Source organism: Oceaniferula marina (genome assembly GCF_013391475.1).
Lineage (GTDB): Bacteria > Verrucomicrobiota > Verrucomicrobiia > Verrucomicrobiales > Akkermansiaceae > Oceaniferula > Oceaniferula marina.
This window is the reverse complement of sequence record NZ_JACBAZ010000001.1, coordinates 760,672-785,542: the sequence shown is the minus strand read 5'-3', so window position 1 is coordinate 785,542 and position 24,871 is coordinate 760,672. Positions and strand designations below refer to the sequence as shown.

General features: G+C 52.4%; 15 protein-coding genes and 2 tRNA genes. 9 read left to right on the top strand and 8 right to left on the bottom strand.

What is annotated here, in order from left to right:
- Positions 1–93: 93 nt before the first annotated feature.
- On the bottom strand, positions 94–2,616 hold the full coding sequence (gene mutS / locus HW115_RS03120) for a DNA mismatch repair protein MutS (RefSeq protein WP_227021241.1): 2,523 nt from the start codon (positions 2,614–2,616) through the stop codon (positions 94–96).
- Positions 2,617–2,801: 185 nt separating this feature from the next.
- On the opposite strand from mutS, the gene HW115_RS03115 reads away from it, so the two are divergent.
- Positions 2,802–2,896 (top strand) — tRNA-Sec (locus HW115_RS03115).
- Between the two features lie 57 nt (positions 2,897–2,953).
- Here HW115_RS03115 and HW115_RS03110 read toward each other — a convergent pair.
- Positions 2,954–3,856, bottom strand: coding sequence for a homocysteine S-methyltransferase family protein (locus HW115_RS03110; protein WP_178931102.1), 903 nt, complete (start codon positions 3,854–3,856; stop codon positions 2,954–2,956).
- Positions 3,857–4,179: 323 nt separating this feature from the next.
- On the opposite strand from HW115_RS03110, the gene HW115_RS03105 reads away from it, so the two are divergent.
- From HW115_RS03105 to HW115_RS03095, 3 genes are all read left to right on the top strand, one after another.
- Complete coding sequence (locus tag HW115_RS03105) at positions 4,180–4,689, top strand: GNAT family N-acetyltransferase (protein ID WP_227021240.1); 510 nt, start codon at positions 4,180–4,182, stop codon at positions 4,687–4,689.
- A 348-nt stretch (positions 4,690–5,037) separates the two neighbouring features.
- A complete protein-coding gene (locus HW115_RS03100; RefSeq protein ID WP_178931101.1) occupies positions 5,038–6,633 on the top strand; it encodes a hypothetical protein in 1,596 nt (531 codons plus the stop codon).
- Between the two features lie 191 nt (positions 6,634–6,824).
- Positions 6,825–8,666, top strand: coding sequence for a DNA topoisomerase IV subunit B (locus HW115_RS03095; protein ID WP_178931100.1), 1,842 nt, complete (start codon positions 6,825–6,827; stop codon positions 8,664–8,666).
- A gap of 166 nt (positions 8,667–8,832) precedes the next feature.
- Here HW115_RS03095 and HW115_RS03090 read toward each other — a convergent pair.
- A tRNA-Gln gene (locus HW115_RS03090) sits at positions 8,833–8,904 on the bottom strand.
- 281 nt (positions 8,905–9,185) lie between these two features.
- Here HW115_RS03090 and HW115_RS03085 point away from each other — a divergent pair.
- The 3 genes from HW115_RS03085 (at position 9,186) to HW115_RS03075 (ending at position 12,726) form a co-directional block, all read left to right on the top strand.
- Positions 9,186–10,004, top strand: coding sequence for a polysaccharide deacetylase family protein (locus tag HW115_RS03085; protein WP_178931099.1), 819 nt, complete (start codon positions 9,186–9,188; stop codon positions 10,002–10,004).
- A gap of 47 nt (positions 10,005–10,051) precedes the next feature.
- Positions 10,052–11,770, top strand: coding sequence for a GTPase (locus HW115_RS03080; RefSeq protein WP_178931098.1), 1,719 nt, complete (start codon positions 10,052–10,054; stop codon positions 11,768–11,770).
- A gap of 281 nt (positions 11,771–12,051) precedes the next feature.
- Positions 12,052–12,726: a YcbK family protein gene (locus HW115_RS03075; protein WP_178931097.1), complete on the top strand. Its 675-nt coding sequence runs from the start codon at positions 12,052–12,054 to the stop codon at positions 12,724–12,726.
- Here HW115_RS03075 and recD read toward each other — a convergent pair.
- The 4 genes from recD to panC form a co-directional block, all read right to left on the bottom strand.
- Positions 12,710–14,440: an exodeoxyribonuclease V subunit alpha gene (gene recD, locus HW115_RS03070; RefSeq protein ID WP_227021239.1), complete on the bottom strand. Its 1,731-nt coding sequence runs from the start codon at positions 14,438–14,440 to the stop codon at positions 12,710–12,712. The genes HW115_RS03075 and recD overlap by 17 nt on opposite strands.
- On the bottom strand, positions 14,437–18,036 hold the full coding sequence (locus tag HW115_RS03065; RefSeq protein ID WP_178931095.1) for a UvrD-helicase domain-containing protein: 3,600 nt from the start codon (positions 18,034–18,036) through the stop codon (positions 14,437–14,439). Before HW115_RS03065 ends, recD begins: the two co-directional genes overlap by 4 nt.
- An 11-nt stretch (positions 18,037–18,047) precedes the next feature.
- Entirely contained in the window at positions 18,048–21,299 is a 3,252-nt protein-coding gene (gene recC, locus HW115_RS03060; RefSeq protein ID WP_178931094.1) for an exodeoxyribonuclease V subunit gamma, read from the bottom strand.
- A gap of 235 nt (positions 21,300–21,534) precedes the next feature.
- A complete protein-coding gene (gene panC / locus HW115_RS03055; RefSeq protein ID WP_178931093.1) occupies positions 21,535–22,383 on the bottom strand; it encodes a pantoate--beta-alanine ligase in 849 nt (282 codons plus the stop codon).
- Between the two features lie 163 nt (positions 22,384–22,546).
- Between panC and HW115_RS03050 the strand changes: the two genes are divergently transcribed.
- Positions 22,547–23,158 carry an OmpH/Skp family outer membrane protein gene (locus HW115_RS03050; protein ID WP_178931092.1) on the top strand — a complete coding sequence of 204 codons (612 nt, stop codon included), beginning with the start codon at positions 22,547–22,549 and terminating at the stop codon, positions 23,156–23,158.
- Between the two features lie 208 nt (positions 23,159–23,366).
- Positions 23,367–24,569: an FtsW/RodA/SpoVE family cell cycle protein gene (locus HW115_RS03045; protein ID WP_227021238.1), complete on the top strand. Its 1,203-nt coding sequence runs from the start codon at positions 23,367–23,369 to the stop codon at positions 24,567–24,569.
- On the opposite strand, the gene HW115_RS03040 is transcribed toward HW115_RS03045, so the two are convergent.
- On the bottom strand, positions 24,555–24,866 hold the full coding sequence (locus HW115_RS03040; protein ID WP_178931090.1) for a hypothetical protein: 312 nt from the start codon (positions 24,864–24,866) through the stop codon (positions 24,555–24,557). The genes HW115_RS03045 and HW115_RS03040 overlap by 15 nt on opposite strands.
- Between the last annotated feature and the right edge of the window lie 5 nt (positions 24,867–24,871).

Here is a 24,871-nt window from a genome sequence, read left to right as displayed (position 1 = left end):
AACCTAGTCTTTGCATATGGCCACGGGAAGGGTTTTTAGTGTTTTGTTTGGATGGATGGAGTTACTGTCTGCGGATGGTTCACCCGAACCCAATTAGTCAAAAAGATTCATTTGAGGGGAATGGGCATCGGGCATGGTTTTGGATTTACTCCGCGTGTTTTTCGCTTTCGGTTTCCCCTTGGCTTCAGGGCGGGTGGAGTTCAGTTCCAGGTGGCTGAGAATGTCCTTTGCCCGGTCGATGATCGCAGGTGGTAGTCCGGCCAGTCTGGCTACTTGAATACCATAGGATTTATCTGCCGTGCCGGGAAGGATTTTGCGCAGAAAGATGATGTCGTCATTCCACTCCCGAACCGCAACATTGTAGTTTTCGACCGCATCCCGGCTGCGGGCGAGGTCGGTGAGTTCGTGATAATGGGTGGCAAACAAGGTGCGTGCCTTGATCTGATCGTGTAGATGTTCGGCTACCGACCAGGCAATGGATAGGCCGTCAAAAGTCGCGGTGCCCCGGCCAATTTCATCCAGAATCACCAGCGAGTGCTCGGTTGCGTTGTTGATGATCAGTGCGGTCTCATTCATCTCGACCATGAAAGTGGATTGTCCACTGGTCAGGTCATCAGAGGCACCGACTCGACAGAAAATGCGGTCGACGATCCCGATTCTTGCTTGTTCTGCCGGAACGTAGGCTCCGATCTGCGCCATCAGAGTGATCAGTGCAACCTGACGAATATAGGTGGATTTACCGGCCATGTTGGGGCCGGTGAGGAGAATCACCCGGGAGGTGTCCTCTTCCATGATGCTGTCGTTAGGGACAAATTTCTCATCGACCAGCGTTTGTTCGAGCACAGGGTGGCGGCCGTTGCTGATGATCAGATCACGTGACTCGTCGAGGAACGGGCGGGAGTGCTGGTGCAGCTGGGCAAGTTCGGTTAGCCCAAGCAGCACATCAAGCGTGGCCAGAGCGTCAGAGCATTGTTGGAGTCGGTCGATTTCTTCTGCCACGGCCTGACGCAGTTTGACAAACTCTTCGTATTCGATTTGTTTTGCCCGTTCGTCGGCCCCCAGGATTTTATTTTCCATCTCCTTGAGTTCCGGCGTGATGTAGCGCTCGGCATTGGTCATCGTTTGTTTCCTCTGGTAGTCGTCGGGCACGAGGTGGGCTTTGGCTTTGGTGACCTCGAGGAAATAGCCAAAGACGTTATTGAATTTGATTTTCAGGGTGTCGATGCCGGTGCGCTTTCGCTCGGTTTCCTGCATTTGCGCGAGCCATTGTTTGCCATCGCCGGAGGCCGAGCGCAGTTCGTCGAGTTCAGCGAGAAAACCATCCCGGATAATCCCTCCGTCTTTGGTTCCAGCTGGAGGTTCGTCCGTGAGCGCACTCTCGAGAACCTGCACAAGCTCTTTGAACTCGTGCAGGTTCTCGAGGATTTGTGATTGGAGATTCGGGGTTTGTGATTCTTGATTGAGCGCTTCCAGGTGGCTTTTGAGATCCGGGATTTTTTGGAGCGAGACGCAGAGTGATTGCAGGTCGCGGGCATTGCCCGAGTTTTGGGAGAGGCGCGATGTTGTACGTTCGATGTCACGGATGCCTTTCAGGCTTTCCCGGCATTGACCGAGTAGGAAGGGTTCGTTGAGAAAGGAACTGATGACATCCTGACGGGCGTTCAGGGTGGTGATGTCACGCAGTGGATGCAGAATCCAGTCGCGTAGTTTGCGCGCCCCCATCGGGGTGGCGGTGCGGTCGAGCGCACCCAGCAGCGAGTGCTGGCGTCCGGTTGGAGAATCAACCAAATCCAGATTCCGTTGCGATGAGGCATCGATCAGAACGTGGTTGCTCTCGCTGCGAACCGAGATCTGGCGAAGGTGGTCGCAGGAGCGGCGGAGTTGGAATGCCAGATAATGCAGGATGGCTCCAGCGGCAGAGATGGCGGCCGGCATGTCGTCACAGCCAAAGCCCCGCAGAGACTGGACCTTGAAATGATCGCAGAGGGCATGGCGTGACTGGTCGGTGAGAAAGGCGTAGCCGTCGTAGGGAAGGCAGGAGCGAAGGTGCCCAAACTGGTTGATTTGGTCGTCGGCAATGATCAATTCGCGTGGTGCCAGACGTTGGATTTCATCTTGCAGGGCGTCTTTGTGGTCGAATTCGGCAACGGTAAACTCACCGGTCGAGTGGTCGGCGCAGGCCAACCCGATCGCCTTACCCACTTGGTAAACGGCGGCGACGTAGTTGTGGCGGGTGTCGTCGAGCAGGGTCATGTCACTGACCGTGCCGGCAGAAATAATCTGTGCGATTTCGCGTTCGACTATTTTCCCTGGTTGCGGGTCCGAGGTCTGTTCGGCGATGGCTACTCGCTTTCCTTGCTGGATGAGTTTGGCAATATACCCTTGAGCCGCGTGGTGGGGGACCCCACACATCGGGATGCCGTTGCGTTTGGTCAGCGCGACGTTAAGCAGAGTGGAGGCCGTTTTGGCGTCCTCAAAAAACATCTCGTAAAAATCGCCCAGACGATAAAAAAGCAGGATGTCCTCGGGGAGGGAGCGGCGCATCGTCTGATACTGCGCCATCATGGGGGTGAGTTTTTTCTCTTTTGTTGATTTGCTTCCTTTCGCTCCTGCCATGTCGGAGGAAGTTGTAACGGCTGCCGACTCAGCATGCAACCACGGAAGAGGCGCAAATCCAGGAAATTTGCCACGCGCTCGGAGCGGGCGACGGGGCTACCTGTGGTCTATCGTGATGGCTGGGATTGTGGTTGACAGCCCGAGATCGATCGTTAGTTTGTTTTTGCCTTCGGGCAAGTGTTTCAGGAGAGTGTAGTGTGCCTGGTGGTCGCCGCGGTTTTCAAAACCGTTGACGGGTTGTTATGATCTGTGGTTGGTTCGATTCCTTCCCTCTCCGCCAGACGGCCTCTTCTTTGTTTTGGGCGCATTGGTGATGACGCTCTCGTTATCAATCTTCTTATTGGGCTAGTGAGATCAGGTGCTCGCTTGTGGTGCCGCAGCAACCTCCTAGGATCTGCACTTGATGGAGTCGGTGAAGATCAAGCATGGCTTGGGCCCAGTCGCTGACCGGGTCTGCTTGGGTTTGGCTGGAATGGTCGAGCTGTGTGACGTCTTTGGAGGATCCGTTGGCCTGAATACCGATCAGACGGTCAAGCTCGCCGGGCTGGTAGGCATCCAACAAGAAGCGAGGGTGCGTGCAGTTGACGAAATAGCCCACTGGGGGCGATTTGAGTGATTGATCGATGGAAGCCATGGCCACCGGTAGAGGCGTGCCATCGAGCACGTTGCCGTCGGCTCCAATACAAAAACTGAGGAGGTAATCCTTGCCGCTCTCTGACAGAGCCCTTGCCATGCCCAGTGCCTCTGTGGTGGATGGCAGGGTCTGGGCAAGCAGTAGATCGATTCTGGTCGATGCAAGTTCTTGAATTTGAGGCGTATGAAATCGCTCCGCAGCCGCAGCATCGGGTGACTGGCTGGGTTGGTAGCAATCGTTTTGTGGCCCGACCAGAGCTCCGATGATTACCGGAGTTTGCGTTGGTGGCGCTGAGGATCGGATGTTTTCAATGTAGGTGACCGCATCGCGATTGATGGTTCGGGGAACTTGGGCTTGGGCGACCCTTGACGCGTCGAGTCGCCAGGTCGGCGCCGTCAGGATGAGGGGTAGGTTTGCGTTTCTTGCCACCTCGAGGTATTCCCGATAGATTGCCGTCATGGCATCGCGTGCGTTCTCTGGACCGTAGATCAGCGGAGTATTGAAGAGCGTCGGGTGGAGTTCGACGTCTGGTAGGCGGCGCAGGCGCTCGGCTACGGCACATTCGGCGAGAATGCGTGGTGTTTGTTTTAGGAGCTCGGCAATCACTGATTCAGTTTTTCGTCTGCTAAGTTCAAGGTCGAGCCATTTTTTTGTCCAGCTTCAAACCTGGCCAACGGTAAGGATCTCGATTTGATCAATACGCGAGATGTTCAGACTGATGCTCTTGTTCTGTGCCGCAGGAAGTAATGGCTCTAACGAAAAATAGAACGTTCAATGAGTTTGCATACGTGCGGTTTCTTTTATTCGCTGCTTGGAGCTAAGTCTCCGGAGGTGATGAATGTTAAGCTATTTAAGCTGCGGGCTAGAGAGGAAAGGAGAGAATGCATAGAGAATGCGGAGTATTGGGGAGACACGCATTTGATGATGCGATGAGCGCCCGTTTTTTTGGTGCGGATGTTTTATCTGGTTCTTTTTTGCAGGAAGATCTAATCTGCGTGCCTATGGTCGTTATTAGCCCACACGATGGAGGTTTTACGGAGATTGAGCAAGCGGTGGTGGCTGAAGGTTTTCGAGATCACAACTCGGAGCATGCAGCTCCAGAGTATGCAAAAAAATCACAGAAGTGGTTGGTCCGGGATGACCAGGGGGTGTTGGTGGCAGCTCTTTCGGTTGATGTCTGTTGGGATTGGATGTATGTTGATGAGCTTTGGGTGAGTTCGGAGTTGCGTGGTTCTGGTTTGGGAAGACGGTTGATGTGCGCGGCAGAGGAATGTGCCAGATTGCAGGGCTTGCAGGGTATTTGGCTCTGGACCCAGAGTTGGCAAGCGGCAGGGTTCTACTCCCGATTGGGATACCAGGAATTTTGTCGGTTCCCCAATTTTCCGAAAGGGCACGAGAGGATTGGTTTTCGAAGTCGGTTTGAACCGACTCATGATTGAGGTGCCCTTGACTCGATCGTAGATGTCATTGGTTTGTAGGGGTTGATTCATTTGGCCAAGTGGTTATGCTTCGGATTGATGAGGATGTTTCTGTGTAGGTATAGGACGAAGATGAGAAGGTGGTCTTTGCTTTTTATCTGCTTTGCTTCTACCGTCGTCTACGCTGATCGGACGGAGAGTGAGGCGTATGGTCATTTTGCATCATGGGATGAGTTGCCCGAGTTAATCGACTCGCTTTCCGAGATCAGAAACGAGCGTATTTTTGAGCGGTTACATCAGTTGACGTGTATCAAACTAGGATACCCTCAGTCGTCGTTATGTTTGAATGAAAAGGAACATCGAGCATATATGCTTCACTGTAAGCGTCGTTGGGAGCGCTGGTGGAAGTCCACTGGTCAGCAGTTAGCCAAACAGAAAAAGAGTGGGGCGAAGGTTGATCGCGCAGCTTTCCAAATGGCTTGGGAATTTTTGGGGCGAGATCAGGAATCATCCACGCAGATACTTCCCGTATGGATGCCAGAGACCTGGCGTTTGTATCTTAGCTATAGCAATGGCGATTATATGGGGCGGGAGAAAGAGCTGTGGATTGTTGACCGAAAAAAGTCGGGTGTTCGCATGTTTAAACTTCGTGGTGATTACCGTGACGGAGCATGGGCCGTTCATTTGTCCGAGTATCAGGGGCTTACGTTAGAGAGGGGGGATCGGGTGTATAAGGCGTTAAATTATCTACACCATTACGCACCGAAATCGGCTGAAAATCAGGCTGGCGACGAGTTGGGAGGTCTTTATTACCCATGTGCGGTATTGCGTCTGAGAGATGGTCAGGGGCGTATCTTGAGGAATGCCAAGGGCTATGACTTTAGTAAGAGTCGCCCTGAGTATGGTGACGGAGATCCAGGGCGAAGCTATTATTTTTTAAAATCGATTTTTTCGAATCAATCCCGATGGTTGGAAGTGACCAATCCAAGCTGTGAGCATTTGGCGCCATACCGGGAGTTTTTGTCATTGAGTCAACCGTATTTTACACCTGAGGCTTCTGAAATTGTTGAATTATTTGGTTCCTCGGGGAGGCTGCCTGAGAAGCGGGTATTGCTGAAGTGGGCTGAGAAGCAGAAAGCGGCAACGAATCCTGAGATGTCGTGGTTGGTATGCAGTGGTGATTTTGGGACGGCGGCAAAATCCAATGTCATCGGAAGCTCGAGAGTGCAAATTCTTGAGACCTTAAAGGCTGTTCAAAAGATTGATCGGCGTCTGGTCTTGCACCCAGATCCTAAGCTGGAAGATGCAAAGGGTGGGGCCGATGAACATCAACAAGAGGTGCTAGCGTTGGAGCGTTATATTCACTCAATGAAGGATGTGGAAAAACGTGAAAAGGAAAGTGCGATACTGAGCTTCCCCGAGCCCTTGCGCCATTTGATTGCGATTGATGAACGGTCTGATGATCCAGATCTTAAACATCTGAAAGCTGCGATTCAGGCAATTCGGAATAATCCGGCTCCTGAATTGTTCAAGCAGATGGCTGTGAGGTTGGATGATGGAAATATGAGAATACGCTCTTTGATGGAGTCAATTTTAGTCGAGCACCAAGGGCTTTCAGGTCTTAAACCTTGGGGCGCTAAGGAGGAGGCTGTTGCGGTTGATGTTTGCGTTGGTATGCTGCCCTATGTAGGTGACGGGGAAAGAGAGGATTTGGTGGAAATGCTTCTTCTTGTATGTGGTGGGGGAGTTATCGAAATCGAAGGAACCAATGGAGGACGTAGAATTGAGGTAATCATAAAAGAAAATGGTCGAACTCTGTCCTATGGCGCGGCGTCGTCTCCTCTGTCGATAAAAAATGCCCAGAATGAGTTGCGGCGTCTGTATTTTAAATCAAAGGCTGAAGATGCCGAGGGAGGGGCATCGGTGCCCACTCCCGGTGATGCTCTGAAACCAGAGAGACCGTAAGTTCGGGGCTTTCCGGTCTAACTCTGTAAAATCACTGTTGCCATCGGGCAAAATTTAAGACATCTTAATGATCCGCGGTCGGTTTTGGGCTGATCCGCGGTGGGCTGACTGGTTTTTCTCGAATTCTTTGGAGGTTTGCTGGTCTGGCTCCCTTTGAAATTATAAACACCCCTGATCTATATCTAGTCATTATGGCCGCAGAATACACCGAAGCAGATATCAAGAGTCTCGATTGGAAAGAGCATATCCGGATGCGTCCGGGCATGTATATTGGTAAACTTGGCAATGGGACGAGCTCGGACGACGGGATTTATATTTTGTTGAAGGAGGCGATGGACAACTCGATTGACGAGTATGTGATGGGCTATGGTAGGGAGCTTCGAGTGGACATCGACGAAGAGAGTCGGGTTGAAGTCAGGGATTTTGGTCGTGGTATTCCCCTGGGGAAGTTGATGGATTGTGCTGCGAAGATTAATACCGGAGCGAAGTATGACAGTGAGGCCTTCAAGAAATCGGTGGGCTTGAACGGGGTGGGGATCAAGGCGGTGAACGCCTTGTCGGATTTTTTTGAAATTCAGGCCTGGCGTGACGGCCAGACCAAGGCGATTGAGTTTAGCAAAGGAGAGGTGGTCGAGGAGATGAAGCGGCCCAAGAAGGATGCGGGGGAGAACGGAACCCGCTTGGCCTTCGATGTCGATCGTTCGATTTTCCCTGCCAAAACCCGCTTTCATACCGGCTACGTGGAAAAAATGTGCCGCTACTACTCCTACCTGAACCCGGGGCTGTCGATTGTTTTCAACGGCCGTAAGTTCAAGTCGAAGGATGGCTTGCTCGACTTACTCAAGGAGGAAATGGATGGTGAGGCGCTTTACGGACCGATCCATCTGAGTGGCAAGGATATCGAAATTGCCTTTACACATACGGCAGACGGGGGAGAAGAATATTATAGTTTTGTCAACGGCCAGCACACGACCCAGGGGGGGACCCACTTGGCGGCATTCCGTGAAGCGATTGTGCAGGTCATCCGCGGTTTTTACAAAAAGCAGTATCATCCGTCCGATATTCGGAATGGCTTGGAGGCTGCGGTGTTGGTGCGGGTCGAGGAGCCTGTGTTTGAGAGTCAGACCAAAACCAAGTTGGGTAGTCTGACGATGACGCCGGAAGGGGAAACGGTGCGAACCTTCATCCTGAATTTCCTCAAGGAACATTTGGATAATCATCTGCATAAAAATCCGGCCGAAGCCGAAGCATTGCAGAAGCGGATCCTGGCCGCCGAGCGCGAGCGGAAAGAGCTTTCCGGGGTGAAGAAGATTGCAAGGGAACGAGCCCGCAAGGCGAAGGTGCACAACAAAAAGCTACGAGACTGTCGGGCGCATTTTTCCAGCAAGCACAAGAGGGCCGCTGAATCCACAGTGTTTATTACCGAGGGCGATAGTGCGAGCGGTTCCATTACGAAGAGTCGGGATGTGGAAACCCAGGCTGTATTTTCACTGCGTGGTAAACCTCTGAATTCCTTTGCGATGAAAAGGAACGTGGTTTACGAAAACGAGGAATTTAATTTGCTCCAGCATGCGCTCGATATCGAGGAGGGGCTTGAAACTTTGCGTTACAACAGGGTGGTGATTGCGACGGATGCCGATGTTGACGGCATGCATATCCGCCTGTTATTACTGACCTTCTTTTTACAGTTTTTCCCGGAATTGGTCAGGGACGGGCATCTTTACATTTTACAGACGCCTCTGTTCCGGGTGCGGAACAAAAAGGAAACGCGTTACTGTTACGATGAAGATGAGCGTTTGGCTGCGCTGGATGCGCTGGGGAAATCTGCCGAAATTACCCGATTCAAGGGGCTTGGTGAAATATCACCGGACGAATTCAAGTTTATGATTGGTCCGGACATGCGACTTGATCCTGTGCGTATGGAAGAGGGCAAGGGCATCAAGGAGATGCTGGCCTTTTACATGGGGAAAAACACACCCAAGCGGCAGGAGTTCATTATCAAGAATCTGCGTGATGACGTGGATGCTGCCTGATTCTAAGTCCTATTGATCCTATGGGGAGCCAGGATGATCCTGGCTTTTCCTGTGGGTGAATGGTGGGGATAAAAAAGGCACAAAAAAACCGCCTGATCGGCGGTGGGAAGCGTGGTTGATGGCCAGAGTTGGCCAAGATCTGAATGTAAGAGAGGGGGAGGGGAAGTAGCCCTACCAGGACTCGAACCTGGAAATGCGGAATCAAAATCCGGTGTGTTACCAATTACACTATAGGGCTCTTGACGGGTGTCAGTGGAGGTTTCCGCTGACGGGGGCAGTCTTTATGGTGGTGCGTGATGATTTGCAATAGTTAAATGAAGAAAAATGCCAGAAAATTGATTTTTTTCACCTGCCGTGTTACTCTTGGGTTCCGGCGGTGAGAAATAATTAAGAAAAATTAAGGATTACCAGCTTCACAGATTGATCGTTTTGGTGTTTACTGCAGCGCCTCGGGTCCTGGATGAGATGGCATGCCGCCTTTCCGATGGTTTCGACTCAAACTCCCTCAGACTCAATATCATGAAAAAACATCCCTATTTTATTATCGCCATGGCGGCTATGACCATGCTGGTTGCGTGTTCAGCCAAGGACAAGGCAGAGGTGAAGACCTCACCTAACAAAGGCTACAGGACGCCGTCAGTGCATGGACCGGCGATGCGCAATCCGGATATGTCTCTGTCCAGTGATATATCAGGAGCTACAGGGATCAGTTATTCCCGAGTTCGGACGTCTCAGCCCTATATTGCCATGACTTTTGATGACGGGCCTCATCCTCGGAATACGCCAAGGTTGTTGGATATGCTGCGTGAGCGGAACATTAAGGCGACGTTTTATGTGATTGGCCGCAGTGTGAACCAGTATCCACACATTGCCCGGCGGATTGTGGCCGAAGGACACGAAATTGGTAATCATACTTGGTCGCACCCGAATTTGACGAAGCTGAGTGATGCTTCTGTCCGAAGTGAGTTGGACCGCACACGGGATGCGATTGTTTCCGCCTGTGGTGTGCAACCTCGAACGATGCGTCCTCCTTACGGGGCGTTGCGCTCAAGTCAGCGGGCTTGGATTTACCGAGAGTATGGGTATCCGACGGTTTTGTGGGACGTGGATCCTGAGGATTGGAAGCGTCCTGGAATTTCGGTCGTGCGCTCCCGTATCCTGAGTGGGACTGGCAATGGTTCCATTGTTCTCGCGCATGATCTGCACAAATCAACGGTGGATGCGATGCCGAGCACCTTGGATGGCTTACTGCGCAAGGGTTTTAAATTTGTGACGGTTTCGCAATTGTTGGCACTGAATCCCCCCGCATCGACGGTGCCAGCAGCTGCTGTCAGGTAAGACTTGGCTCCGAGAGAAGAGTGTAGGCTGATTTGCTGCTTAGCGGGATGTTTGGGGAAGCGTATTTTTCAGCGCGGTCAGGTCTGGAGGACTTGGCCGGTCGTGTGATTGAATTGGCTGAAAAAACTGGAACCGATCACCGGCCTCTGAGCGAAGGGGATGTGGCCGTTGGGCTTGATAGCCCTTTTTTATGGCTTGTTTGTGGCGAAGCCGGGGCGGGTAAATCCACCTTGGTGAATGCTCTGTTTGGCCGCTCTTTGTGCCCCTTGGATTCCCAGAGAGGCTCTAAGGTTCGTTGGTTCCGCTATGCTGACCGGCCGAGGACGAATCGCGTGACTGATGCGCTGGAAGAATGTTATCTGCCGGAGGAGTATTTGAGCAGGTTTAATGTGATGGACACGCCTGGCCTGGGGCCTGGATATGAGCCATGTCAGGAAGTGGTGCAGCGTTTTCTACCGTCCTGTGATCATGTGTTTTGGGTTCTGCCCATTGGCAACCCTTGGGGGGGGGCGTTTTGGGATTTGCTTTCATCGCAACCGGATGCGGTGTTGCAGAAGTCGGTGTTGTTACTGCAACGCAAGGATGAGTGTGATGAGAATGAACTAGAGATCATTCTCGGGCATGTGAGGGATCTTGCCGGGCAGCGGCTAGCCACCATCCCTCCGATTCTTCCGGTCTCAGCCCGGCAAGCGTGGCAAGCGCGGAAAGATGGGCGCCGTGATGAGGCTATGTGGGCAAAGAGTGGTTTTGATGCCTTTTTCTCCTGGTTGCAGCAAGCGGTGATGGATTCACCAGCCAGGAAGCAGTCTTTGGTGGAGATTCGGCAGGCTTTGGCCGAGGTCTTGCGCAGGATTGAAGTCTCGGTGGAAGAGAGGACAGAGCAGCTACAGGGGAATGAGCATTTTTTGAGAGACCTGGAATGGGAAGCTGATCGGGAGCGGATGGGGCATGCCAAGGAGTTTGTGGGCGACTTCGCTGATATGCGCAGGGTGTTGGCCAGTAAAAACAATGAGTTTCAGCAATACCTTCGCCGCAAGCTCGGCTTTTGGTCCAGTATGAAGAGTTTATTGTTCGCTGAAAATACCTCGAAAGTAATCGAGGGCTGGATGATCCGCACGGTGCAGTCAGCAGCTCAACAACAGGCGAACGAAGATGGTGAGCGTGTGATTGAGGAGTGTCACCGGCATTGGTCAACGGTTCGCCCGCGTGTGAAAAATCGACTGGGTATTGCTTTGGACGATTTCGACGATGAGGCGGATGGGTTTTTCTCGATTGGCGAAAGCTTTGAGCAAAGTATGGCGGATGCCAGTCGCAAGGCGATTCAGGATTTACGTATTCGTAAAGATCTGCATCCGATTATTCAAAGACGCAGGGAGCACCTCAAAAACTGGTTGTATCTAAGTTTTTCGAGTGTGATGCTTGCCGGGGCCACAGGAGCACTATCACTGGGGGAGCGGTATTATCTTCCCTATGGATTCTTGGCTCTTGGCGGGGTGGCGATGCTCGGCTTTGTGATTCAAGGCGTCTTCTCGGGGCGTAAGGTCAAGCATTTGCTGGCACAGCGCCTAGAGCACGGCCGGGTTGAATTTTCCCAGGCCTTGGAATCTCGTTACAGCGAAGGGATCCGGCGGTTTTATGTCGAATATTTGGATTTGTTGAGTGGCGTTCGGCGACACATTTTGCACGCCCAGCAGGATCTGGCTCCGAACCTTGAAGAGCGCAACCGTCTGTTTCTCGAGTTGATGATTCTCGAGCGTGAGATGTGATCCGTTTCGAGCTGCGGCACGAGTGGTTTCCGGGGTGGGGGCTACGTTTTTTTTCGGTAGAGAAGTTCTCTTTTTCGATTTTTTGAAATTCAATTCAGAAGACTGTTGGGGGCGATTCCATTGTGTGTGTTTGGTTCCGGCATGTGTAATGCGAGACCAAAAGGTGTGAAAAATTATAAATTATCTCAAAAACCGAGATAATTAAAAAAAATTAAGTTTTTGGTTGTTGGCGAGTCGCTGATTCTGATATAGTTACAACCTAAGATACAAATCAGGGGGATATGGGTAACTTAAATAAGCTAATAATTGGACAAGAGGATGACCTCTCTGACGCGAGTCAGGACAGGAGTCATGAGGAGGGCGTGATTTTGGACGCTTATGGACGGAGGCGTTTTATGGGAGTGGCTGGAGTTGCTGCTCTTGGCTTGTTATGCTCCTTGGACGAATCCGAGGCCGGTTTATTCAATTTTGGTTATAGTACTTCGTCGGTTCAGGGGATTCCCCAATCCTGGGTCCAAGCGAAGGGGTTGGATGTCAACCGCTATGCCAACTATATCAAAGGCCTCAGGCTGAGAAACATCACACCGCGCATGGTTCTGGCGCCACACTTTAAAACCCGTGGCAGAGTGGCCAATACCCTGCCTCCGAAGAGTTCTTGGAAAAAAATTGGTCCAACCTTGAAGGTGATTGACCGCTTGTCCCATGAGATGGGAGTGCCGGTGAAATCGGTTTTGTCTGCTTATCGCAGCCCTCGCTACAATCGAGCTGTCCGAGGTAAGTCCCGCTCATACCATATGCAGAATGTAGCCGTCGATATTCAGTTCCATGGAGCATCAGCCTGGCGTGTTGCCAGTGTGGCCCGTTACTTGCGCAAAAAGCGTAAATTTGAAGGTGGTGTTGGCCGCTACAGCAGTTTTGTTCATATTGATACCCGTGGGTTCAATGTGGATTGGTAACATGGTTTTGCGCTTTTCCGCGTAGCATTTGCGGAAGTCCTGATGCCCGCTGCACGGTGCTGTTCACGGTGTCGCTAAAGCTTTGTTCCGTGCACCAGAGAGTGGCCGATTGTTTGGCCCGGCTCAATCCCGTGTAGAGGAGTTCGCGGCTGAGGATGGGCGATTCCGAGCATGGGGGAATGATGAGTAGAATGTGATCATATTCACTGCCCTGAGTGCGGTGGATAGTAAGTGCCCATGCAGTATGGACTTCCGGAAGAAGTGCGGGAGAGATGTTCCGGGGCTCCTCGTTCGAGGGAAAGCTGACGTAGGTGCTGTCATCAGATTGACCGACCAAGCCGGTATCTCCATTGAAGATATTCAGAGCGTAATCGTTTGTTTGGACGATGACCGAGCGTCCTGGGTACCAAGTGGATGACGTATCGATACCATGTCTGCTGAGAATGTGGTCGACCGCTGTGTTGATGGCTTTGATGCCGTAGCGGCCGTTGTGCGTGGGACAGAGGATCCGGAATCGATCAATGGCCTGAAGTTTTTCTTCATCGGTCATCGTATTGTTTTTAAGAACCGGGAGCCAATGCTGTTGGACAAAAGGAGTCAGGGCCGCTGCCGGATGGTCGGGAAGCGTGTGGTGGATGAGAGCTCCAGCAACATCGGTTTCTGAATGCATGATCTCTTGCCAGGCGTTATCGGCGTTACCATCACGGATGGCCGAGCATGCCGCACTGATCGGACCTTGTGTCCGGTAGCTGCGGTTGAGGGTGACCGCGCATTCAGATAGTGAGTGGCCGGGAGATTCAGCCACTTCCATGAGGTCCCCCAAGACGGTGCCAACCTGAACGGAGGCAAGTTGGTTTTTATCGCCGAGTAGGATGACGCGGGTTTCAGCAGGTAGAGCCTCCATCAAGCGGGACATCAGAGTGAGGTCGGTCATCGATGTTTCATCGACGATGACGACTTTGGCTTGCAGAGGGTTTTGTGCATCGTGTTTGAATTCGATGCTGCCTTGAAGGTAGCCAAGTGCCCGGTGGATGGTGGATGTTTCTGTTGGGAATTCAGGGTCGTTGATCTTGAGGGCTTTCATTCCTGTGAGGATCGATTGACGTAAGCGATCAGCTGCTTTGCCGGTAGGAGCAAGTAAGAGGCATTCGGATGGGTGCGTAAAAATCAGGCTCTCTTTCAGCAATAGAAGGATTTTGAGAACCGTGGTTGTTTTCCCTGTCCCGGGCCCTCCTGAGATGATGGTAAATGAATGTTTGAGTGCCCGAAGCGCTGCATGGGCTTGGTCGTTGCCTTCGGTGGTTTCAAAGAGGTCTTCGATGCGCTGCAGGATAGATGGGGCAAGGTCGCCGGTGGTGGTCCTGATTCGTTGATTGACAGCCCGGACGATGTGCTGTTCGTGCTGGTAATAACGCTGCAAGTAGAGTCGGTTGTCCTCTGTCAGAATCAAAGGAGCCGATCCACCGGGTGAAGCTACGGCGCTGCCATCACGATCGCAGGCCAGTATCTCACGCCATGTTTCAGCGGGATGTTCGCTTTGGCTGCTGAGGTCCAGACAGGATGATCCAGCATCAACTGCATCACAAAGGCGTCTGACGAGCGTGGTGAAATCAGGGTGTTGTGGTTGATGGTGACGATTGATAAATCTGGAAAAATGATGGGAAATCATGGGTGTGAAGGTGGAATGCTGGAGCAGGATTGATGGAGGGATCAATCTTGGTGTTGAGATGTTGGGGATGTTGGGGCCGGGGCGAAGGTTTGACGCAGAGCCTCAAGACGTGGCATCGTGATACGATCCGAGAACACTCCGCTTGCAGGAGTCCCCGATTTTATGGCACGTAAGAAAACATAATAAACATGACCAAGGTGGATGGCTGGATCGTAATCGGTCAGGCGATGTGCGAGGAATCGATCCAGAGCGAGAGTGTAGAGGTGGTATTGGAGGTAGTAGTGGTGTTCCGCCATCGCTGCACATAGGCCGAGAGGGGAGTCGTCCGAGAGTTGGTTGGTTTTCCAGTCGAGAATATGGTATCGACCTTGGTGCTCAAAGACGAGATCGATAAAGCCCGTTAGGTATCCATCGAGTTGGGATTGCTCGATCTTGCAGAGCTGCTCGGTGTAGTTGCTTGGCATGTTGGCTGGCGGGGAAATGTCGAGAACCTTGGCCAGGCTTTGTAACGAAAATTGCGACCCCGTGATAAGGAATTCGCATTCGTTGATGCGTTGTTTGTCCGCCAGTTGATTGAGTGTGAATGGGGCGTCAGAATCGTCAAAGGGGTGGTCGAGCCATTGTTCGACGGTGTCAGCTATTTCCTGACTGAGTGCTGACCCGTCATCGGGTTGAATGCGCCACGGTCGATATTGGTCGAGTTTAGTTGCGATGGTATTTGTTAGGTTGCTTGGGGCTTGGAAGTTTGTGACCTCGAGCACTTCGTGGAAGACGAGCCCGAGAGAGGCCCCGCCTTGCAGTTGATCCCAAAAACGGTTTTGGTTTGTTGGTGTTTCATCGGTGTATGGTGTGCCGGTATTCTCATCGATATCGTGGATGGTTTCCGGAGCGTTGCGGGTGATGCCGGTGAACGAGGTCGTGCGTTCCTGACGGGTGATGTTGATTTTGTCCGCGTTGCGGCTGGTGAGCGTTGCAGGCTTGGTATGGCTGGGTGCGGAGTAGCGTTTGAAGTTGTTGAGCACGGAGGTGTCGATGATACTCGATTCGATACAGGTTCCGGGGAGATTGCATTGGCTGGAGAGTGCTTCGGGGCTCTCCATGTCGAGCATGCGATAGATTGAATGTTTATCGGGCTCGCAGCCTTTGGTTTTTGTGGTTTTGGGTGGCGGGAGGTAGAAATGGCAGAGTGAGACGGAGCGGGTCAGGGCAACGTAGGCGAGCCGGGCTGCGTCGGCATGATCTTCCTGTGAGCGGGTTTGCAAGGTTTCGGCGCTTTGCATATTGTCCTCAGCAGGAGCGAAGTGAAGGTCGAAATTGTCCGCGTCGTGGTAAGCGAGGGAGATCTTTTTTTTGCTTTGTTCTGAGGCGCATGGACAGAGGGCGAAGACGATGGGGAACTCAAGACCTTTGCATGCGTGTTGAGTGAGCAGCTGGACGGCATCGTCGTCCGTGGAAATCCTAAGCTCGAGGGTTTCATTGTCGAGGATGTCATCGGTTTGGTTTTGGAGTGCCATTTCAAACCAATGGACGGCGCCGGCCGGATTGAGTTTTTGTTGGCTGGCTTTTTCATCGAGCAGTTCGATGAGATGGAGGAAATTGGTGATGCGGCGTTGGCCTTGGGGGAGCTTGAGCAGGGTGGCTCGGATGTCGAATTGCCTGATACATTCAAGCATCATGGGCATCAGACCATGGATGTCCCAGAGGGAGTGGAGCTCTGCTGCTTGATGGCAGAGGTGGTTGAATGCCTCTTCGTTCTCTTGGTCGAACAATCTGCCAGAACCGAGCGGCGGGGAGAGCAGAGCCGTTCGCAAAAGTTTCGGACGACGCGGTTCGAGGATGGCTCTGAGGATGATGAGCATTTGCTGGGCTTCCTCGCTTTCCATCAACGAGCTGCGGGTGTTCAAGGTGGCGGGGATGTTCTGACGGCAGAGTTCGCTATAGATGCTATTGCCTTCGTAGCCGTCACGCACGAGGATGGCGATATCCGACGGTTGAATGCTGCCATCTTTTTTGCTCGTGTACGACGACCACGGCTGACCGAGTAGCCGGTGGATTTCAGTGCAGATGTGTTTGGTTGTGGTTTTCTTGATGTTGTCCTTGTTGCCGCTGAGTTCCTCAGGAATGTGATGGATGTGCAGTGCGGCTTCCTTTGGTTCGAGAGCTTTCTCATCGTCTTTCCATAATGATGGGGTGAAGTGAATTTTTCCGTTGGTTAGAAACGGGTCGGTAGAGAGCGAGAAGAATGAGTTGACTGCTTGCACCATCACTGGGCTTGAGCGGTAGTTGGTTCGCAGTTGATAGGTTCGGGGGTTTCTTTCTGTTACTTTGATATAGGAAAAGACATCGGCTCCCCGGAAGCGATAAATGGATTGTTTCGGGTCTCCGACGATGTGGAAGTAGCGTTCTGGATCATGGAACAGGCTGAGAAAAACCTGGCACTGATCCGGTGAGGTGTCTTGGAACTCATCGATCAGGCAAGCTTGGTAGCGGTTGCGGGTGTTCCGCTGGACTGCCTGACTTGCTGGTGTGTTTTCCCGAAGCATCCGGGCCAAGGTCGCGGTGACGTCACCATAGCCTTGCACGTTTTGGTCCTGCTTGAGTTCCTGAATGCGTTGGCGGCAGAAACGAAGGATCTCACCGTAGTAGGCCGATTGCAGCCCTTGTGGCTGGGCTGAGACGAGGGCATCAAAAGCTTGGAAAAGTGGGGCGAGTGGGTGGTTTTTGATGTCGTCGGGCTTGCCTCCTTTTTTATACGCAGAAGGATTGCTGAAATAGCTGCTGGTGAGTCTGGTGAAAAGTTGAACGGATGAGGGGACTTCGTCTGGTGCCTGGTGGATTTGTTCGATGGTCGTTGCCAGTTTTTGCGGACCTCCACTGCTGTAGGGATGTCCGCTTTTTTTGAGGCCTCCTGGTAAGTCGATGACAAATTGTTGAAGTTCTTCTGCGTGTTGGAGTAGAAGCGGGGCACAATGCTTCCAAGCATCGAGATAAGCTTGGCTGATGGCGTTGGGGGATGTGTGGTAGGCCGCGTCGAAGGTGGCGTTGGGGTAGCGTAGTGCGTTGGTAAGAAATTTTTTTGCGTCGTCGAATTTGACAAAGCTTTGGAACATTCTGAGTTGGGTGGGCGTCAACGAGTAAACGTGTTGGCGCCAGTAGTCGCGCAATGCATTTTCTGTGAATGAGGATTCATCGGTGACGAGTTCTGTGCTGAACAGAGCATTGGCTTCGAAGGCTGATTCTTTGAGCAAGCGTTGAAAAAAGCCGTCGATGGTGAAAACGGCCGCACGATCGAAGTTGGCCAGTGCGATAGCAACGCGGGTTGGAGCCGTGGCGTAGACCTCAGGTTGATTATGGCGCCAGTGCCAGACGAGATCGTTGCACGTTTCTTTTTCTAAATCTTCTTGTTTTAGATGAGTGGAAATCTCGCAGAGCAGAGCGTGCAGGCGTTCCTTGATCTCGGCGGTAGCGGCACGGGTGAAGGTGACAGTTAGGATTTGCTCGATCGGGATATCTAACTCGACAATTTCACGAGCAATGATGCGGACTAACGAGTAGGTTTTGCCAGTGCCGGCACTAGCCTCGATCAGGGTGAGGTTGGGCTCAATGGGGGTGGAGCAGACTTTGAAATCTTTAACGGACATGGGAAATGGGGTTACGCGTTTGCTGGCGGAGTTTCGCTGAGATGCTCATGAATGGGGTCCCATATCAGATGGGCAGTTGCGAGAAATTCTGCGGTGAGCTCGGTATCGGAGAATAAGTCATCGGCTTCGAAAAAATACCGGTTGGCTTCCTCCTCGGATTCGGCGCTGCTGTATTGACTGCCGAGCCATTGGGTAAGGGCTTTGTTTTTACGTTTGATTTCGTAGTGGGTGTCGTCGTCTTTGGCGTTTTGTTTTTCTGTGATGTAAGCGTGGGCAGATTTTGGGAAATGTGGAATGGGGGTTCGTAGTGCTTCTTGATAGATCTCAGCGAGTTCTTGCAGGATGGTCTGCGCGTTTTTTGGTGGGGAGAAGTATTTGACTGCCGGGTGGCCGTCTTTGATTCCGTGGAGCTCGGCTCGGACCGGTTGTTGGAGTTGGATGCTGGCGGCCAGTTGGAGTAGCCAGGTGTTGAGGATCGCTTTAGCTTTGCCCTCGGATGGATCTGTGGTGATGACGCTTGGGTCTTCGGCATCGGTGCTGAGGGCAATATTGCCGGTGATATTGAGTGAGTGCTGGTTTGTCGGGATGCTGATCTGGGTGGCCAGTAATTGGGTGGCCGGGAGCTTATTGGCAATTTCGGCGATGGTTTCAAATTCTGCCCGGCTGCTGAGCGATCCGGGGGGGAGCAGGCCGGTCTGCTTCCAGGTCTCGATGTCTTCGTCGCTGAGCCGTTTGTTTGCCAGAATCGTCTGTTTGATATGATAGTTCGTGAGTCCGTCTGTGCTGATGGGTTCATCCGGTTCGAGAGGCTGGTCGAGATAAAGGCTCTGGGCTTGCAGGGAGTGGCGGAGAAATTGTCTGGTGGGGTGAGTGATGGTGCTGATAAAATGATCCAGCGTGGTGTTTTCCGGAGGTGTTAAGTTGTTGATGTTGATTTGGCAGATGGTGGATGTTGGCTCATCGTGGGCAAGCAGGAGCCGGGCGCAGTCGAGGAGTTCGCTGTCATGAGAGCTTGGCTTGAGTGTGGGGGAATGGGGTTGGAAATACTCCGGATCGAAATTATGAAGCTTTTCGGTAGTGGGTTTTATTCCTGGAAGTTGATCGAGCAGGGTTTGCAGTGCTGTCGAGGGTGGACGTGGTTTGCCGTCTTTGATGGAGGTTCCGAGGTAGGAGATGAAGAGGTGTTCTCTGGCTGAGAGCAGGGCCTCAAGAAAGGCGTAGGTGTCGTCGTCGCGGGATGAGCGATCGCCCATGCGGCGTTTCAAGCGGGTAAGGTCAAATGCGGTCTCGCTGTCCGGGCGAGGGAAGGCATCATGGTTCATTCCCAGAAGGCAAATGATGCGTGCGGGGATGGCTCGCATCGGCTTCATTTCGCAGAAGGTGACAGAGCCATTGAGGAAGCCACCGTAGGCGGGAGCATTGTGCAGCGTCTGGGTGAGGTGTTCGAGCATGACCTCGGCGGGAACGCTTTCGCTCATGGCCTTTGCCTGCTGCTGGATGGTGTCGAGTGCGGTGTCGAATGGGCGCAGGGTTCGCTGGTGGGTATCGGACTTGCTGGTTCCTGTGTCTAGCCACTCGCGGGTGAGTTCCACCCAATCGGCGAGTGATCGGTCGCTATGAAGTGCTTGTCGGATTTTACGGCACCAGTCGAGGAAGTTGCAAAGTGCGTCGAGGATTCGGGTGTTGGTCCCTTCGATGTGGTGGAATGGAGAGATGTGGTTCCAGAGTGTGGGGGTGTTTGCCTTGGGGTGGTTCGGCATGGCGTAGCCGAGTAACATCCGGTCGATACCATGTTGCCATGTCCAGCTGGATTCTGGACAACCTGGTGTTGATTGTTGGACATGCTGGCTGTTGAACCCCCATCGGATCCCATTTTGTTGGATCCAGTCTTTGATCGTGGGGATATCCTCTTCGTTGAGCTCGAAATATTCGAGGATGCTGGGAGTGGAAAGCAGTTTGAGTGCTTCTTGATTGGTGAACCGTGAGCGGTGCAGTGAGAACAGGGAAAGCAGCGATGTGATCGATGGTTCGTTGTCGGGTTGACCGTGGTCCCCAATGGAGAAGGGAATATACGGGAGGTCTTGATTGTGGTGTTTGCCAAAGATAGCCTCGATAGCAGGCGCGTAGGTGCTGATGTCCGGGCACATGACGAGCACATCGCCGGGGTTGAGAGGGGTGTCTTCAGCCAGGGTGAAGAGATAGGTTTTCAAAGTTTCGAGTTCACGCAATGGGCTGTGGCAGGCGTGGATCGAGATGCTGGAGTCATCGCTATCAGGTTTGTGGTTGTTGGGTTCAGCGTTGTTTTGATAGAGGCTGGTTTGGAGCTGGCTGAGTCGGGTGGTCGGGGTGCTGGCGCTGGCCTGTGGTAGTCCGTGTTCTTCTTCCTGGATGTGGATTTCCTCTGTGGTTCCACCGTAGAGCGTGTGGATGAATTCGCGTCCTAGTCGCCCGAAGCAGGATAGGAGTGGGTTGTTCTGCTGTAGGATTTCAGGGTCATCGAAGGCTTTGGCAAGCAGCCAGTCTTTACGTGTGGCGGAGTCTTCCCAGTATCCACCATCTTTTTCCACTGGGTTCATCCAGTAGATGTGAACCGGAATATGGGTGCTCAGTTTATTGAGGAAGCGGGTATAGGCTGGAGCAAAGTTAGTGATGCCAAAGACGTGCAGGCTGGTGATGGTTTGGCTTGGAGCAGGTAGAGGAGCATCGCTGAGTAAGACCTGGGACCAGTGGGTTTCCGTGTCGGGGGAGATGGCTTGCCAGAGCTCGCGTTGCCATTGTTCATCCGCTGAGGAGTCTTTGTTTGTTTGGGGTTGTTGCCATTGGGCAATCCAGTCGGGGCGGTATAAGAGATAGCGGTCAAAGAGCCCGGCAAGCACACCCGCTAACTGGTATCGTTTTAATGTGGCAGATTGCGTGCTGTCACTGGGGGCCAAGTATTGTTGAATGGCACGGAATGATGCTCGCTCGCAGAGGTTTGGTAACTGCTGATAGATTTGCCACTTCAAATGTTCGGGGTCAATGCTTGGTGCTTCTAGGACCTCTTGGAGAAAGCGGTTTGGTTGAGGGAAGTTGATCTGCATGCAGACCGCGTGTTGGTGCGCAATCCGGCGCTGCAGCCACGTGCCCATCCCCTGATTTCGGACCATGACCGTAGACTGGTGAAACGGGTCGCCCGAGCTCTCGGCTTCTAGTTTGGATAAAAGAAGATCTGCCAGAACTTCTTGTTTGGGGTGATGGTGCAGGTAGAAATGGGAATCGTGCATGGGAGAGTGAAATGTCAAAGCTCTGGTGGGTCTGCAGGACGGGCCTACACTGAAATCCAATGATCGTGACAAGCTTAGGCCTTGGGGTGACCCAACGGGTGGGGGATCCTTCAAGCGCTCTCCGTGCTTGGCACGAATTCCTTGTATGATCCACCTCTCGTGCAGCAGAAAGCCTCAGCCTGTGTCATCTCAAACAGGTTGGGCTTTTTTTTGAGCTTTGAACAGGTTCTTTTCGCTACGGGAGCATCTCGATGTTGTCGATCAGGCGGACGTCACCATAGAAGACGGCTGTGGCCATAACCGCAGGGCGTGTGACCTCTTCGATCGGTTGCAGGGATTCGGCATCAAGTAGCTCGAGGTAATCAATCCGCTTGTTTTCCGGAGAGGCCTCAATTTCGGCGCGGGTCAGCTCCAGTAATGCTTGGACTTGGGATGATCCATGGAGAAAGGCATCACGGGCGGCAAGCAGGGCTTTGCGTATGCGTGGGGCATCTGACCGTTGGTCCGTGGTCAGACGGGTGTTTCTGGACGACATCGCCAGGCCGTCTGGTTCCCTGACGGTATCGACGCCTTCGATGGTGATCGGGATGTTCAGGTCTCGCACCATGCGTCGGATGACAGCGAGTTGCTGGTAGTCTTTTTTGCCGAAGACGGCGGCGTCCGCCCGGCAAAGGTTGAAGAGTTTCATGACCACGGTGCAGACGCCATCGAAGTGGCCTGGCCGGGTGGCTCCACAGAGTCGCTGAGTGAGGGATGACTCTGAGATGTTCACGGAATGGTCTTGATAATACATGGCTCCACTTTCCGGGGCAAACACGAGGTCCACACCATGTTGTTTGCAGAGTTCGAGGTCTCGCTCGAGGGATCGAGGGTATTTGTCGAGGTCCTTCGGGTTATTGAACTGGGTGGGATTGACGAAGAGCGTGAGGATGACGGATCCTGTCGGTCCAGCCAGTTCCCGAGCTCTCTTGACCAAGGTGAGATGGCCGTCGTGCAAGGCCCCCATGGTGGGGACCAGAATGCGCGGAGTAGGCTGGAGATCTAGGCTAGCTGCTAGTTTGTCTGGGGTGTGGATACAGAGCATGGCACAGTGATGGGGTGGTCTGAAGATTGGCTGTTTGGACGTGGGAATCTTTCCTTTATAGATGTTGACGTGGCAAGCTATTTTGTGCAGCTTGTCGGCAGCGTTGTGAGTCGCCAAGATCGCTCCAGCGATAAACCACCTCAAACCATCACGATAATTCCATATGAAAAAATACCTTAAATTTTCCTTTATGATCTGTGCTATGGCAGCACTCGGCATTGGTTCGGCAGCGGCAGAGAAACTCAAGATTGCTACTGTGGATATGCAGAACCTCTTTAAAGAGTACCACCGGACGACGGAAGAACAACAGAAGTTCAGTGAGGAATTTGCCCGTATCCAGAAGGAAAATAACGAGCGTTTGGCCGGTATTCGCACGATTGAAGAGCAACTGCAGGCGATTAAGAAGAAAATCGAAGACCCTGCGTTGGGTGCTAACGTGAAGCAGAAAAAATCCCGTGAATTTCAATTGAAGTTGGATGAAGCCAAGGCCATGGACCGTGAGCGTCGCGAATTCCTGAGCCGCCGGACCCGTGCTTTGGAACTTAAGAAGCAAGCCAGCATGCAAGGGATTCTGGAAGAGATTCGCAAGCGGATCGTGGACCACTCCAAAAAAGAGGATTTTGATTTTGTTCTGGATAAGTCTGGATTGAGTGCCAATCAGGTGCCCTTCCTGCTTTACACCAAGGATGCGACTGACATCACCGCTGCTTTATTGGTTGAATTGAATGCTGACGCTCCCAAAGCTGCAGCTGAGACAAAAAAGGACGAAGAGTAATCGCTCCAGCGGATTATAAACATTTGAATGCCCTTTCCTTCGACTTCCGGAGGAAGGGCATTTTCATTTTTACGGTTGATGTTTTTCCGAGAGGGGGTAGGTCGTTTGAGCGATGCGGGTAAGGTAGGTCCCTCTGCAACCGATTAGCGAAAAGAGGGCGATAAGATTGAGCACAAGTGAGGCGTAGATTGAGGCAATGACACCGTTGATGAAAAAAATCCTGGGGATGAACTGGCTGCTGGTCCTGACCATGGCTGCCTTGTTGATCTTTGGTGTCTATGCCATTGAAAGTGCGGCTCGGCACTTAAACAATGGGGGTGAATACTTCGCCGGTCGGCAAAAAATCTGGGCATTGGTCGGTTGTGTTGTGTTTTTCACCACGGCTCTGGTCGATTACAAATGGATCCGTTGGCTGGGTATTCCGATGTATCTCGTAGGCTTGGCGATGATGGTTTGGGCGATGCTCAAAGGCAATGATGTCCACCAGGTGAGTTTGGCGGGGCAAATGTTTCAGCCTACCCAGCTAGGGATTGCGGCGGGGATTGTTTTGATGGGTTCGGTTTTGCAGGACCTCCCCCGTGTGCATGTCATTTTCAGGTTGCCATTTGTCCGGGTTCTGGTGATTGGCATCTTGGCCGGGATTCCTTTTTTGATTGTTGTTGCGATGGGTGATATGGGCTCAGCCTTGGTTTGGGTGCCGGTCACCTTGGTGATCATGTTTGTCAGTGGAATACCCATTCGTTATCTCGCGATGATGATGCTGGTGGGTTTTGGATGCATTGCTTTGGCGTATTATATCATTTTACCCCAGGCCTCACCGCGGGGGGCGGCTCGGATCGAGTTGTACCTGGATATGATGGAAGGTAGGGATGTCGATATCAATGGGGATGCTTACGCTCCTCACTGGGTGTCTACAGCGATTGGCAAAGCTGGTTGGAAGGGGATTGGCTGGAATGCCTCTGAGCAGAAAGGTTCCTTGCACGATAAAAAGTATATTCCATGGAAAACCGCCCATAACGATTTCATCTTTGGGGTGATTGGAGAAGAGCAGGGGTTCAGGGGGAGTCTGCTCCTTTTGATCGGCTATTCCACCTTGCTGATTACCTGTCTGTTTATCGCTTTTGGCAGTCGGGATAGTTCGGGGCGAATTATCGTTGCTGCTGTGGTGGCCTTATTTTTTGCACATATCTTCGAAAATATCGGCATGTGTATCCTACTGACGCCGATTACGGGGATTCCTTTGCCTTTGGTCAGCTATTCGGGAACCTTCGTTTTGATGTGTATGTTTTTGCTCGGTCTGGTTCAGAGCGTTTGGGTCCACCGTAATGTGGTTCCTCTGATTGCTGAGGACGAGCCCGAGCGTCGCTTTTCCGAGCCGGATGGCAGTATGGGCTCCTTAGTGGGTATGTGAAGAATCGTTCTCCCACGGGGTGTCTTCCACTTCCGGTGAGCGTGGGTGGAGCGGATCGCGCTGGACGCCTCGTTTTCGGGCTAATGAGCGCCGGAGTTTGCGATACTCGCTGTGGAGATTGGTGTTGACGTGGTCAAAACAGATGGTGAGTGACATCAGCACCGGGGTGTAGACAAAAACATAGAGCAGGGAGTTTTCCAAACCACCTCGCATGATCGCCGAGATTCCTTGAAAAAAATACCAGCAGCTGAGCAGGGCAGTTACGATGGTTCCGATGGTGAGAACAAACTGTCGCATCGGTT